This window comes from Vibrio hepatarius, assembly GCF_018860525.1.
Lineage (GTDB): Bacteria > Pseudomonadota > Gammaproteobacteria > Enterobacterales > Vibrionaceae > Vibrio > Vibrio hepatarius_B.
In genome coordinates, this window is sequence record NZ_JAHKPM010000051.1 from 1 (window position 1) to 14,587 (window position 14,587).

The 14,587-nt window shown below is 42.3% G+C and carries 12 protein-coding genes; 11 read left to right on the forward strand and 1 reads right to left on the reverse strand.

Annotation, left to right across the window (positions count from 1 at the left end; all coding sequences use genetic code 11):
• Window positions 1–9: 9 nt before the first annotated feature.
• A complete protein-coding gene (locus KO511_RS14475; RefSeq protein ID WP_215988123.1) occupies window positions 10–1,044 on the reverse strand; it encodes a GlxA family transcriptional regulator in 1,035 nt (344 codons plus the stop codon).
• Window positions 1,045–1,275: 231 nt separating this feature from the next.
• On the opposite strand from KO511_RS14475, the gene glyA reads away from it, so the two are divergent.
• From glyA to KO511_RS14530, 11 genes are all read left to right on the forward strand, one after another.
• On the forward strand, window positions 1,276–2,529 hold the full coding sequence (gene glyA / locus KO511_RS14480) for a serine hydroxymethyltransferase (RefSeq protein WP_215988124.1): 1,254 nt from the start codon (window positions 1,276–1,278) through the stop codon (window positions 2,527–2,529).
• Window positions 2,530–2,622: 93 nt separating this feature from the next.
• Complete coding sequence (locus KO511_RS14485; protein WP_215988125.1) at window positions 2,623–3,873, forward strand: sarcosine oxidase subunit beta family protein; 1,251 nt, start codon at window positions 2,623–2,625, stop codon at window positions 3,871–3,873.
• 15 nt (window positions 3,874–3,888) lie between these two features.
• Window positions 3,889–4,191 (forward strand): sarcosine oxidase subunit delta, encoded by a 303-nt coding sequence (locus tag KO511_RS14490; protein WP_215988126.1) that lies wholly within the window; start codon window positions 3,889–3,891, stop codon window positions 4,189–4,191.
• On the forward strand, window positions 4,184–7,210 hold the full coding sequence (locus KO511_RS14495; RefSeq protein ID WP_215988127.1) for a sarcosine oxidase subunit alpha: 3,027 nt from the start codon (window positions 4,184–4,186) through the stop codon (window positions 7,208–7,210). The genes KO511_RS14490 and KO511_RS14495 overlap by 8 nt, the downstream gene beginning before the upstream one ends.
• Window positions 7,203–7,865, forward strand: coding sequence for a sarcosine oxidase subunit gamma (locus KO511_RS14500; RefSeq protein ID WP_215988128.1), 663 nt, complete (start codon window positions 7,203–7,205; stop codon window positions 7,863–7,865). Before KO511_RS14495 ends, KO511_RS14500 begins: the two co-directional genes overlap by 8 nt.
• A gap of 74 nt (window positions 7,866–7,939) precedes the next feature.
• The gene (gene purU, locus KO511_RS14505) at window positions 7,940–8,812 is read left to right on the forward strand and encodes a formyltetrahydrofolate deformylase (protein ID WP_215988129.1); all 873 of its coding nucleotides are present in this window, start codon (window positions 7,940–7,942) and stop codon (window positions 8,810–8,812) included.
• A 164-nt stretch (window positions 8,813–8,976) separates the two neighbouring features.
• Complete coding sequence (gene nhaC / locus KO511_RS14510; protein WP_215988130.1) at window positions 8,977–10,398, forward strand: Na+/H+ antiporter NhaC; 1,422 nt, start codon at window positions 8,977–8,979, stop codon at window positions 10,396–10,398.
• Window positions 10,399–10,524: 126 nt separating this feature from the next.
• A complete protein-coding gene (locus tag KO511_RS14515) occupies window positions 10,525–10,959 on the forward strand; it encodes a hypothetical protein (protein ID WP_215988131.1) in 435 nt (144 codons plus the stop codon).
• Between the two features lie 114 nt (window positions 10,960–11,073).
• Window positions 11,074–11,553, forward strand: a complete 480-nt coding sequence (copI, locus tag KO511_RS14520; protein ID WP_215988132.1) for a copper-resistant cuproprotein CopI — start codon at window positions 11,074–11,076, stop codon at window positions 11,551–11,553.
• 512 nt (window positions 11,554–12,065) lie between these two features.
• Complete coding sequence (locus KO511_RS14525) at window positions 12,066–12,674, forward strand: DUF2913 family protein (protein WP_215988233.1); 609 nt, start codon at window positions 12,066–12,068, stop codon at window positions 12,672–12,674.
• Between the two features lie 660 nt (window positions 12,675–13,334).
• Window positions 13,335–14,582 (forward strand): outer membrane protein transport protein, encoded by a 1,248-nt coding sequence (locus tag KO511_RS14530; protein WP_215988133.1) that lies wholly within the window; start codon window positions 13,335–13,337, stop codon window positions 14,580–14,582.
• Window positions 14,583–14,587: the final 5 nt, after the last annotated feature.

Below are 14,587 nucleotides of genomic sequence, written 5' to 3' on the forward strand. Positions count from 1 at the left end.
CACAACTAATTAATTAGTTGCTGCTTGGCTTCTCATTGCTGTCGGCGATACAGAAAAAAACTCTTTAAAACATCGGCTGAAGTGAGTTGTTGAAGAAAAGCTAGTAGAGGCAGCAATGGTTGATATCGAGTCTTCAGACTGGAGTAATAATTGTCTTGCATAAGTTAATCTCAGCTCTAAATAGTACTTAGATGGAGAGGCTTGAATATGCGTCTTAAATAGTCGTTCTAGCTTTCTGCGCGATATGTTGAGGTAGCGGGCTATGTCATCGATAGTGAGTAGTTCATCGAGGTTATTTGTCATGAGCGTGCTAGCCTCTTTAAGAATAGCGGGCACAGAGTCGGGTAAACAAGTATGAATGATAGGTTGAACCGTTGTAGAAATCCCTCGGTCACAAGAGAGTATTTCTCGCACGGCATTCGAGTTTGGCTGAGAAGTTATTTTTTGAATCAGCGTTAACATCAAATCTAATGTACTACTTGCTCCGGCAGAAGTCAGTATATTGCCATTATTGACATATGAACTTGAGGAGAGAATGCAGCGAGGAAACCTTTCCTTAGCATAGGCATGATTGTCTGGATGAAGAGCATATTGTTGTCCATCAAGCACACCAGCTTGGGCCAGAAATATGGCACCATTCCATATACCTCCGAGAGTCACATCACGTTTGAAGCCCAGAGCTAATAGTTTTGACAGATGAGAATGTTCTGTAAGGTTAGTTCGATACCCTCCGCAAATGATTAAAATATCTATATTGTCTACTGTTTTTATTTCACTCAGGGTTTGATCTGGAGTGACAGCTATTCCAAGATCGCTGATTACGTCTACTGGCTCCAGACCAGCTATAGCAAAGATAAACCGATTTTCCCCTTCCACCAAATTAGAGGTGACTAAGCAGTCGACCGCACATGTAAATGACATTAAAGAAAAATGCTCAAGCACAACAAATAAAACCGAGGTTTGTTTAGAGGACAGCTTTTTTTTGGGCATAAAGCATTGGTTCGTATCTCTCATTGGGGTCGAAAATGTTCTTATAGTTTTCATGACCTTGTCTCGTGGTTGGAGTGCTCTTGCAGTGTCTCAAGTAAGGTTTTTGTTACAAATGTTCGCAATGATTATTTTTAACTTCATCACATTATTTTCATTTCACTACTCATCAATAGGTCGATTTGTCGCAAAAGACATGAATTATGACGCTTACAGTCGGTCATGAGGACGGGATGCAGGATAGTTTGTTAACACTATTGTTACATTGATGTGTTGAAGGAGAGACGTGTGTTCTATCAAAATGACACCATTGAAGGGTTTGACGATGAATTGCTTGTGGCCATTAAAAGTGAAGATACCCGCCAGCAAGAACATATAGAGCTAATTGCCTCTGAAAACTATACCAGTAAAAGAGTAATGCAAGCACAGGGTACGCAGCTGACCAATAAGTATGCAGAAGGTTACCCAAGTAAACGATACTACGGTGGTTGTGAGCATGTTGATACCATCGAGTGTTTGGCTATTTCTCGTGCAAAAAGCTTGTTTGATGCCGACTACGCTAATGTTCAACCTCATTCCGGATCACAAGCTAATGCTGCTGTATTTATGGCCTTGTTAAATCCCGGTGATACGGTTTTGGGCATGAGTCTCGCCCATGGAGGACATCTCACCCATGGGGCTAAAGTGAGCTTTTCAGGCAAAATATACCACTCTGTCCAGTATGGCTTGAAAGATGGAACAGGTGAAATAGATTACGACCAAGTTGCAGAGTTAGCCAAACAGCATCAGCCCAAAATGATCATTGCAGGATTTTCAGCTTACTCGCGTATTGTTGACTGGCAACGATTTAGAGAGATTGCTGATTCGGTTAATGCCTATTTATTTGTCGATATGGCGCATGTAGCTGGGTTAGTTGCTTCAGGCCATTATCCTAACCCCCTTCCATACGCAGATGTGGTCACTACCACGACCCACAAGACGCTGAGAGGGCCGCGAGGTGGCCTTATTTTATCTAAACGCAATCAAGAACTAGAAAAAAAACTAGACTCGGCTGTCTTCCCTGCTGGACAAGGTGGGCCTCTGATGCATGTGATTGCAGCAAAAGCAGTGGCGTTTAAAGAGGCTTTATTACCTGAGTTTTCTGAGTATCAAGCTCAGGTTGTGAAGAACGCGCAAGTAATGGCAAAGGGGTTTATTGAGCGCGGTTATGATGTGGTTTCTGGTGGGACAGACAATCATTTGTTTCTAGTCAGCCTTATTGAACAAGGGATCACAGGAAAAGATGCCGACTTTGCACTGGGGAAAGCGCATATCACAGTCAATAAAAATGCGGTACCTAATGATCCAAGATCTCCGTTTGTGACAAGTGGACTACGTATTGGTACACCAGCTATTACTTCAAGAGGATTCAAAGAAACCGAGGCGGCCATACTAACTGATTGGATTTGCGACATTTTAGATGATCTGGATAACGAAGATTTGGTTAAGAAGGTGCAAGAGAAAGTGGCTTCTTTATGCGCCAAATTCCCGGTTTATCGGTAACACCAATCCGAGGGCGCTCAAGAAAGAACAACACCCTAACCGATGCGTCCTTTACAAGACGATTAGATTTTAACGTTTTATGGAAGGTAAACAATGAAGGATTACTCAGGTTTTGGGCTATTTAAGCATGCCTTAACTTACCATGAGAACTGGCAACGAGTTTGGCGAAATCCACTACCAAAAAAACATTATGATGTTGTCATCATCGGTGGTGGTGGTCATGGCTTAGCCACGGCTTACTATCTTGCTAAGCAGCATGGCTTAAACAATATCGCAGTGATAGAAAAGGGCTATTTAGGTGGTGGCAATACCGCGAGAAATACCACAATTGTTCGCTCTAATTATTTGTGGGATGAGGCTGCTCAACTCTACGAGCACTCGATGAAATTGTGGGAAGGTCTGTCTCAAGAGCTCAACTATAACCTTATGTTTAGCCAAAGAGGTGTATTAAACCTTGGCCACACATTACAAGACATGAGGGATATAGAAAGGCGAGTGAATGCGAATCGGCTTAATGGCATAGATAGCGAGGTGCTGACTACCGAAGAGGTACAAGAATTGGCCCCAATACTCAATTGTTCACCCAATTCAAGATACCCAGTATTAGGAGCAAGTTGGCAAAAACGTGGGGGAACTGCCCGTCATGATGCAGTGGCTTGGGGATATGCGCGGGCTGCAGATAGGTTAGGTGTCGATCTCATTCAACAGAACGAAGTGACAGGTATTCGAGTAGAAAATGGCGCAGTGGTAGGAGTTGAAACTAAGAAGGGCTTTATTAGTGCTGGAAAAGTAGCTTGTGTAGCATCAGGTAACTCTGGTGAATTAGCCAAGATGGTCAATATGAGCCTGCCATTAGAATCTCACCCATTACAAGCTATGGTCTCTGAGCCTTTAAAACCCTGTTTAGATACCGTAGTGATGTCTAACCATGTTCATGGCTATATGAGCCAATCTGATAAAGGTGACCTAGTGATCGGTGCTGGTATTGATGGTTATTTAGGATATGGGCAAAGAGGTTCTTTTTCTGTCATAGAGCACACCATAGCGGCAATTATCGAGATGTTTCCCATCGTTAGCCGAGTCAGGCTCAATCGCCACTGGGGAGGCATTGTTGATACCACGCCTGATGCTTGCCCAATCATCAGTAAAACCCATATTAAAGGTTTGTATTTTAATTGTGGCTGGGGAACAGGAGGCTTTAAAGCAACACCAGGATCTGGTCATGTATTTGCGCACACCATTGCCAAAAATCATCCACACCCTTTGGCTGAAGCTTTTAACCTAAATCGATTTGTTACGGGGCATTTAATTGATGAGCACGGCGCAGCTGGCGTTGCGCACTAGTTCAGGGAGAAAAAAATGCTGCAAATTCATTGTCCATATTGTGATGAAATTCGAGAAGAAGAGGAATTTCACTATGCTGGAGAAGCACATATTGTTAGACCTTCTGCCCCAGATTTAATGACAGATGAAGAATGGGGTAAATACTTATTTCATCGTGAAAATAACAAAGGTGCGCACACTGAAATGTGGTATCACAGCGCAGGGTGTCGCAAGTTTTTTAATGCCACTCGCCATACGGTGACGAACGACATAGAAAAGGTGTACAAGATGGGCAGTCGTTCTGCTTCATTGAGTCAAAAGGAGGAGCAAAATGGCTGAACGCAATAGACTCAATAAAGGTGGTCGAATTGAGCGATCACAAAGCATGACCTTTTCTTTCAATGGTAAGAGTTATATTGGCTACAAAGGTGACACGATTGCATCTGCTTTGTTGGCTAATGGCGTGGATGTGGTGGGAAGAAGTTTTAAGTATTCTCGCCCGAGGGGAATACTTGCTGCCGGTGCGGAGGAACCCAACGCAATTTTACAAGTGGGCAGCACTGACTCAACAACTATTCCCAATATTCGTGCTACCCAAGCTGAATTGTATCAAGGGTTGATTGCGAGTTCGGTATCTGGCTGGCCAAGTTTGGATTTGGACGTAATGGCTGGTTTGGGAAGGGTAGGTGGCTCCATGATGCCGCCAGGCTTTTACTACAAGACTTTTATGCAACCACAGAGTTTATGGCCAACCTATGAAAAATACATTAGAAAAGCAGCAGGCTTGGGGAAAGTGCCTGCCAATGAAGACCCAGATCAATACGATAAATTTAATCATCATTCAGATGTTCTGATCATTGGTGGAGGACCTGCTGGTTTAGCTGCGGCACGAACTCTGGTTGGTAGCGGCCTTCGAGTAATTATGCTGGATGAACAAAATGAATTTGGGGGATCACTTTTATCCAGTACAGAGCTACTTGATGGCAGGCCATGTGTGGATTGGGTATCAGAAACCTTAAGTATGCTGTCTTGCGAACCGAATTTTACTTTACTGACAAGAACAACCGCTTTTGGCTATTACGACCATAATTTTATTGGAGCGGTGGAGCGGTGCACCGATCATTTGGGCGAAAATATGCCAGGTGTTCGCCAACGTTTGCATCGTATTCGTGCAAAGAAAGTGATACTGGCCACTGGCGCATTAGAAAGACCATTAGTTTTTGGTAATAATGATGTACCTGGTTGTATGCTAGCGTCTGCGGTTTCTACTTATATTCATCGCTACGCAGTGGTTCCGGGCAACAAATTAGTGTTGATGACCACCAATGACCACGCCTATCAAACCGCTATTGATTGGCACAGTAAAGGGCGAGAGGTAGTGGCTATTATTGATACTCGGCGGGAGTCTCGAGGAGACTTACCAGCGAAGGCGCGAGACTTGGGTATCACTGTACTTACTGGTATGGCAGTCATTGATGTCAAAGGTAATCGACGAGTTAATGGGGTTGAGGTCGCCTCTATTAACCATGATGGTAGTGAACTCATTAGCCAAGCTAAAGTCCATCATTTGGCGTGTGATACAGTGGCAAGTTCTGGAGGGTGGAGCCCAGTGGTTCATTTATCCTGTCACACAGGCAGTAAACCTATCTGGAATTCAGATATAGCCGGTTTTGTCCCAAGTGCACCTTCTCAAAACCAATTATATGTTGGTGGAATCGTAGGCACATATTCATTAGCAGCGGTGCTTGTTGAAGGCGCAGGTGCAGGGTTAATCAGTGGCGAAGAATTAGGTGGCGAATTAATTGAAAATAACTTTGCAGTGCCAACCGTTGATGGTTGCGTAAAGTCTGATTCGATGGAGCTTTATCACATTCCGCACCTGAAACCTACCAGTCGAGCTCCCAAGCAATTTGTTGACTTTCAAAATGACGTCACAGCCGCTGGTATCGAATTAGCCACAAGAGAAGGGTTTGAGTCGATTGAACATGTAAAACGCTACACCGCAATGGGATTTGGTACCGATCAAGGTAAAACCTCCAACATTAATGGCATGGCAATTGTAGCCAAAGCATTAAACCAAAGTGTACCAGAGACGGGAACGACGATATTTCGTCCTATGTATACACCCGTCACCTTTGGCGCTTTAGCCGGTAGAGATACTGGAAAGCTCTTTGATCCAGCAAGATTTACTGCAATGCACGAGTGGCACGTAGTGAATGGAGCAAAATTTGAAGATGTAGGGCAATGGAAACGACCTTGGTACTTTCCCAAACAAGGGGAAACTATGCAGGAAACTCTCAACCGAGAGTGTATGGCAACTCGTCATAGTGTTGGTATTTTGGATGCCTCCACACTTGGAAAAATCGATATCCAAGGTAAAGATGCTAGAGAATTCCTTAACCGAATTTATACCAACCCTTGGTCAAAGCTTGCTCCGGGACGCTGCCGATATGGTGTGATGTGTAAAGAAGATGGCATGATTTTCGATGATGGAGTGACATCTTGTATCAACGACAACCATTTTATAATGACGACGACCTCTGGTGGAGCCGCTGCTGTTTTAGAGTGGATGGAACTTTGGCATCAAACCGAATGGCCTGAGTTAGACGTTTACTTTACCAGTGTCACGGACCATTGGGCGACAATGACGATATCAGGGCCTAACAGCCGATTGTTACTTGAAAAGCTGGTGGATGGTCATGACCTGTCGAATGAATCATTTCCTTATATGAGTTGGCAGTCATTGCGTGTTGCTGGGGTGAACGCAAGAGTATTTAGAATCAGTTTTACAGGTGAATTGTCTTTTGAAATCAATGTACCTGCTAACTACGGTTTATATGTGTGGGAGCAAGTCATGGCGGCGGGTGAAGAATTTGGTATTACTCCTTATGGCACTGAAACCATGCATGTTCTTCGCGCAGAAAAAGGTTTCATTATTGCCGGGCAAGATACAGATGGCTCGGTATCTCCACAAGACATGGACATGAACTGGATAGTGGGTAAGAACAAGGAATTTAGTTATATCGGCAAGCGTTCATGGGGGCGTGAAGATAATCAGAGACAAGACAGAAAACAGTTTGTTGGTTTACTCACCACAGATCCTAGTTGCGTGTTGCCAGAGGGAGCACAAGCCGTATTCGATCCTAATGAGCCGATTCCAATGACTATGGTTGGGCATGTTACTTCGAGTTACTTCAGCCCTGTATTGGATCGTTCGATTGCGCTAGGCGTGATAAAAGGTGGTTTATCTTTGCAAGGTGAAAAAGTGTATTTCCCATTACCTGACGGAACATCAGTCGAAGCTGAAATCGCCACATCTGTCTTTTATGACCCAAAAGGAGAGCGCCAAAATGTCTGATATGACTCTCGATTCTACACTTACAAAGCCAAATCTACCAATAGATAAACAGAGTAAATGGACACCTCGTGCAGCATCACCACTTGATCATGTTGAGATTATGCAACCTGCTCAATCTTACCGAGATGTCAGCGTCGAGATTAAGGAAATTAAAGGACTTACTCACCTAGTATTACGAGGAAAGTCAGAGGACCCAGCGTTTATTTATGGGGTAGAGCAAGCGATAGGAATCGAGCTTCCTATCACCCCAGGTACTTCTGTCCAAGCTGACGCGCTACGAGTATTCTGGCAATCTCCTGATGAATGGTTGATTATCGCAAAACCAAATTTAGCATGTGGTATTGAAGCGGCTTTGCATAAACACTTAGTTGGTCATTATGCGGTTACTGAGGTCAGTAGTGGTCAGACTCTGGTAACATTGAGCGGTGAAAATGCTGAAAACGTGATAAAAAAATCAACACTGTATGATGTCCATATCCGTCAATTTCCGGTTGGTCGAGTGGTCGGAACCAATTTTGCTAAGTCTCAAGTTCAGATCAGGCGTGTCAGTGAAAAGGCCTTTGAGCTTATTATCCGTAGAAGTTTTGCTGATTACATTTGGATGTGGTTAATGGATGCAGGTCGGGAGTATGGTGTGGCTTTTCACAAACACTGATCAACAATATTGATAACCAGTCACCATGCTGTGGTAGTTTTGGTGACTGATAATTATAGTCTTAAGGTGATTTAATGAACCAATCAAATTCCCACTACATTTTAATCGCAAGTTGCCCAAGTCGTATTGGTACGGTTGATGTTGTGACACGTTTTTTATGTGAATCGGGATGTTACATATCGGAATTAAACTCTTTTGATGACGAGTTAAATAGGCGCTTTTTTATTCGTGTAGAGTTCACTAAAGAAGGCGGTGGAGAGTTTGATGAGCAAGCGTTTAAACAAGGTTTTGAGGGGCGAGCTAAACCATTTAAAATGGAGTGGGAGCTGACTAATAAGAGTTACAGGCCCAAAGTTGTCATTATGGTATCTAAATACGATCACTGCTTAAATGATTTGCTCTACCGTTACCGTACTAATAACTTGTCGGTAGACATTCGAGCTGTCATTTCTAATCATGAAGACCTCAGATCCCTTGCCGAATGGCACAATATCCCCTATCACTGCTTCCCTATCACTAGTGAAACCAAAATACAGCAGGAAACGCAAGTACAAAAAGTACTGGATGATGTTGGGTGTGAGCTATTGATTCTTGCTCGTTACATGCAGGTACTTTCTGATTCCATGTGTGAGCGTTGGTCCCGAAAGGCAATCAATATTCATCATTCTTTGCTACCTGGTTTTAAAGGGGCAAAACCTTATCACCAGGCTTATGATAAAGGCGTTAAGTTGGTTGGTGCAACGGCCCATTATGTGAGTAGCGACTTAGACGAAGGCCCTATCATTACACAAGGTATGGAGAACGTTAACCACACCAATTATCCAAAAGATTTAATAAAGAAAGGGATGGATGTTGAAGCATTAACTCTGTCTAGGGCCATTCAATACCATATAGAAAAGCGAGTATTCCTATTTAATGACAAAACGGTTGTTTTCGAACGTTCCTAATTAGTTCTATCGCCTACTGAATGTAGGTAAGTATTTTCGCTCTGTAAGTTTAAGACAAGCTAAAGCAAAAATAGCTCGACGAGTCTCTTTATTGACAACAAAAGTTGAGCTCGTTTTCTTGCACCCAAAATTTAGCATCAAACGAGAAATAAGGAAGATTCGATATGACGGAAATAGATAAATCCGCACAGCCTAGCTTAGTCATGGCGATAATGCCTATCGCGATTACTCTGTGCATTCTGGCAGTGCAGCTTTTTATTTTTAATGATTTTACGCCCCATATTCCACTTGTTATTGGTATTAGTGTGACGGCTTTTCTTGCTTGGTTAAGAGGCTATCGCTGGCATGATATTGAGGATGGAATATTACATACAGTGCGTTTAGCGATGCAGTCTTTGGCCATATTGATGCTTGTAGGGATGATTGTAGGTATCTGGATTGCTAGTGGTACTGTCCCTTTATTGATTCAATACGGTCTTACCATGCTGAACCCGCAGATATTTTTGGCTGCAAGCATGCTGCTATGCTCGGTTGTTTCTCTGTCTCTTGGAACGTCATGGGGTACGGTAAGTACAGTGGGGTTGGCACTTGTAGGTATTGGTGTAGGGTTTGATATACCAATTTACTGGACTGCTGGAGCGGTTGTCTCTGGTGCTTTTTTTGGTGATAAAATGTCCCCCCTGTCAGATACAACCAATTTAGCACCAGCAGTGATTGGCGTTGATTTGTTCCAACATATTAAAAACATGCTGCCTACTACAATTCCTGCAATGCTAATTGCATTTAGTATTTATCTGTTTGTTGGATTAAGTAACGCACCTTTGGGAAGTGAGGCATTAAATAAAATAGAGCTTATCAATGCTTGTATAGCGGCCAATTTCAATTTATCCGCTTGGCTTTTAATCCCTCCAGTTTTGGTATTAACCTGTTCCTTTTTTAAGTTACCTACTCTGCCATCTTTATTTATTGGAGTGGTGAGTGGTGCTCTGATTGCCAATGCTATGCAAGATGCATCTTTACATGAGTTGTTCAAATACGCTCAAAATGGATATCAAATAGAAACAGGTGTTCAAGAGATTGATAGCTTGCTTGCTAGAGGAGGTATTCAATCTATGACATGGGTTATTACTTTGATCATGATATCACTCGGTTTTGGCGGAGCGTTAGAAAGAACCAGATGTTTAGAAACGATAGTGGAAGCAATATTAAGTAAAAATTGTTCGTTTTTTCGTCTTCAAGCATCAGCGATTGGTACTTCAGTTGCAACCAATTTAGTCGCCGGCGACCCATATTTATCTATTAGTTTACCGGGACGAATGTTCGTACCTGTGTATGAAGCAAAAGGGTACTCGAAGCTGAACTTATCGCGAGCAGTCGAAGAGGGAGGAACACTTATTTCTCCACTTGTGCCTTGGAATGCAGGTGGAGCAGTTGTTATTAGTGCTTTAGGTCTTGGGATCGCTGAAGGTAATATTGAAAATTTATTATATATTCCGCTAGCTTTTGCTTGCTGGATATCACCTGTAATCAGCCTTATCTTTGCCGCAACAGATAAATTTATTTTGCGAGAGGTCAGCTATAACTGAGTTAGCAAAGTTTTGTTAGTTGATAAATAGTTTATCTTCAACATAAAATACCGGGTTATATTTTTAAGCTATTGACCTTAACCATAGGGGAAGGTTTATACTTTGGTTTCGAACTAAAGGCATACTATGAATCATTCACTTAAACATACTTTGATTACGTTATTCAGTATCTTAGCGATGCTGATGACAAGCTATGTATCGAGTTCGCCTGTGATGTCAGTTGATAGTATGCTTTCACAAGTTCAGACATCAGAGAATGCGCATTGCCAGACTCGCTTCAATCAGTCTGACAATATATCGGAGAGTGTCAATCATACTAGATGCCATACGATGAAAAGTGTCTCTGCGGAAGGCATGCAGGGGCCAGTGTCAATTCATTGTAGGGATTCCAATCTTAGTGTTGACAACTGCTGCCCCTCTGTATGTTCTAGTGTGCTTTATCCTTTAGATACGTTCGAAGATCTGGGTTCACTGCCATTTTCTTTAGCGCCCTACCAATCACTTAAAATTGGCTTAACAGCTACACATATTACTGGTTTACTTCGTCCCCCCTCTTCTTAGTTTAATTCTCATTATTGCTCGTTCTCAAACATATTATGCACTTTGCTTCTAATTGGTGGAGCTAGTTGTTATGCAAAATAAAATACGCATAAAATTATTTAATAAGGTAAACAGATGAAAAAGATACTAATCGCACTACTTTCTTCAATCATAGCAAACTCGGTTTTCGCTGATGCTGGCCATACCACCACGGGACATTCGAAGATGGGTATTGAAGACATGTCAGAAGTTGGTATGCCAGCAAAAGGGGCGCAGCCAAATAAGGTCATTGATGTATTGCTTAACGATGACATGACTATCCAATTTAAAAAAGGGGTCAACATTGAACCAAATGATGTCGTGCAGTTTGTAGTCAAGAATCTTGGTAAAATTGACCATGAGTTCACTATTGGTTCAGCGAAAGAGCAGTTAGAGCATCGAGAAATGATGAAAACCATGCCCCAGCATATGCACGACTCTGGAAGTGCGGTTACCGTCAAACCGGGGGAGTCCAAGCAGGTTTTATGGCATTTCCACGGAAATAATAACGTTGAGTTTGCCTGCAATATTCCGGGTCACGCAGAAGCTGGCATGGTTAAAAAAATGACGTTGTAGTTTGTTTTTATTTTTAGCTCGCCAGTGCTATTTAGAGCGCTGGCGAAAAATAAATCTGTATCATCATGATGTCGAAATAGTATTAATAAATTCAATAAAAGTCTGAACGTTTTAAAGCTGTAAAATGCTTTACAAACTCAGGCCTTTCTATTGAGACCGCAGCTTCATTTAGCATTTGGTCTTTGTCCTCTTTACAAAGGGGGGCGTATTGTCAAACTGCCGGTAGGCGGCTTCCTCACTTGGAAAGCATTCTTGGCTTACGGGGTCATTCTTCTGCGATCTGGTGAAAGAAAAAGGGTTTAAGTTAAATCGACTCATAGTACTTCCTTAACATCAGCTGTTCTCATAGCTTGAATTGTAAAATCTACTGAATATATGTTGGAGTATAGCGGAGCTGTGATAAGCAACCTCTTTTCTAACTGTACATAGGCGGTGCTTTTCGGTAGCATGTCTGTCCTTCTTACATGATCGAAATTGACGAGACTTTAGCAGCGTTAATACGCTCAAACATCATGCGCAGTATTCATACCAATATAAAACCCGAGTTTGAGCCTTTATTGTCAGAGTTAGCGGTACATGCTTTGCTGCATTTATGGACTAACCATAGCGCTAAAGTATTAGCGTATAAGTCTCGATCTGAGATTAACGATATTCTTTCTGCTTGGCTGAATAAGGCAGGGAATAGTAAGAAATACAAGCCCTTAAAGAAGAAAATACGCTCTCTAGTGACTCATGCTCGTTCTCAACGCTTAGATATGGAGTTGATGCTAGATAACTTATTATCACCTCTATACGGTGATGAACTTCCTCATTTGGATAGTTTCCTTCTGCTTATTAATATGCTTGAAAAAGAACTCAATACGACGGTGTTGGTGTCAAGTCCAGAGAGTGTTGATTTATCCTATAACTCAAATGGCTGCCTACTATGTGTTTTATCGTCAGATCTTAATGTGCATTTTGATAACAGAAATCGCTTAACCAAGGGTATTTCAATGTTATTTCGTGGTTCTCGAGGGGAGAAACACGCCATATTACGTATCATATATGCCTCCTCGATATTTGAGCACAAAGTCGACTATGAAGATGATCACTTTCTACGGTTCTGCCTGACCATTAAGTAACGCCTTGTTTTATTTAATAACTAAGCTTGCAAAACACTCCTCGATTGTGAACCTTAAAAGCCTTTGGTTTTTTGCACTGAGTTATGGCAGTTGAGATAATCACCTTATCAAATGATAAATCAAACAATAGGGTCTATGCTTATTTTATCTACATGGAGTTTTTTGTTTGACCCATGTTTGCGCTTGGGAATGGAAGGCAGTTCTGTCTCCTTTATGACTTTCACTTCCCACATTATAAAACGGCAGCCACTGGCTGCCGTTCGTTTTACTTAATCGTGAAATGTGAAAGTATTTTCGCCACTGTATATTCTCACCTCTGTGTTTACACCCTTCAAATTTTCATCTATTTATTAACCTTTGTGTAACTAGATGTAGTTTTTGCTCATTTGTCGCACTAAAGAGACAGTAATTACTATCTGCTCGGACCACTTTTTGTTTATTTTCGTATCTAATACCACGTCCTTAACAAATTGTTGACATCAATCTGACTGGGGCGCTCAGAGGCGTTTAATCCTTCTAGAGAGCAATATAATTATAGTTTTGTTACTAGTGTGACTATTTCCTATTGGATCCATCATTTTGATAATAAATCTTGAGGTGATTAAGCGTAAAAACGCATCACCAAATTATGTCTAATTCTATTCATATAAAGAGGCAAGAATGAACACAAAGCAGTGCTCCTTGTTAGCAGTGTCCATCCTACTCGCCAGCCAAGCACACTCGGCAGGCTTTCAAGTGGCGGAACATTCCGCATCCGGTTTAGGTCGAGCATTTTCAGGCGAAGGCGCTATTGCCGATAATGCAAGTGTATTGGCTCGTAACCCTGCAGCCATGATGAGGTTTGAGCAAGCAGCCTTTTCAGGTGCTATCTCCTTTATCGATCCAGAAATTGATGTCAAAGATGTCAGCAATAATGAGCAATCCAATGATATCGCGCCTTTTCAGGTTGTGCCAGCCAGTTACTACATAGCGCCAATTAATCAAAGCTGGGCCTGGGGTCTTGGTTTATTTACCAATTATGGTGTTGCCACCGACTACCCAACCGATATCTCAGCGGGTGATATGGCGGGTAATACCTCGCTGCGTTCGGTCAATTTAAACCCTAATATTGCTTATCGCTTAAATGAGTTTTGGAGTTTTGGTGCAGGTGTAAATTTGGTTTACGCCGAAGCTGAATTAACCCGCTATAAAGGTGAAATTGCCGATTACAGGGGGGGTAATGCAAGTGATAAGCTGATTGGAATGACAGGGAAAACCTTTGGTTATGGTTGGAATATCGGCAGCTTATACGAGCTTGATGAGGATAACCGCTTTTCTTTGGCCTATCGCTCTGCGGTCAACCTAGATTTTGATGAGGGTAAATTTAATTCTTATAGTTCAGGAATTGCCACAGAGCCTACGGTGACTGGGCGCCTTAAAGTTGAGTTACCAGCGATTATTGAGTTTTCTGGTTTTCATCAGTTGAACTCCCAGTGGGCTGTACACTATAGCTGGCAGCGCACGGATTGGAGCACCTTTACTAAGCTTGAAGCCACTAATCCAAACTGTACCTTTGACGGTGTCCCAGGTCGATGCTTCTATAAAGCGGAAGACTATAACGATAATGATCGTTTATCACTCGGCGCAACATACCAACTCAATAAAGAATGGACCTTAAGAGCTGGCTACGCTTTTGATGAGCAAGCCGGTAAAGCGACACTGAGCATTCCAGACAGTGATCGTCATTGGTATAGCACAGGTTTCACCTACCAATGGAGCCCAGCTTTATCCTTTGATGCAGGCTTTGCCCTTGTTATGAGTGATGACGGTTCGTTTAAAGAAACGAATGGTTTAAAAGAAGAGCGCACTTTTGAATCACAAGGTCGCGCCTTTATCTCCTCGATACAAATCAATTATCTATTTAACTAAGGTCA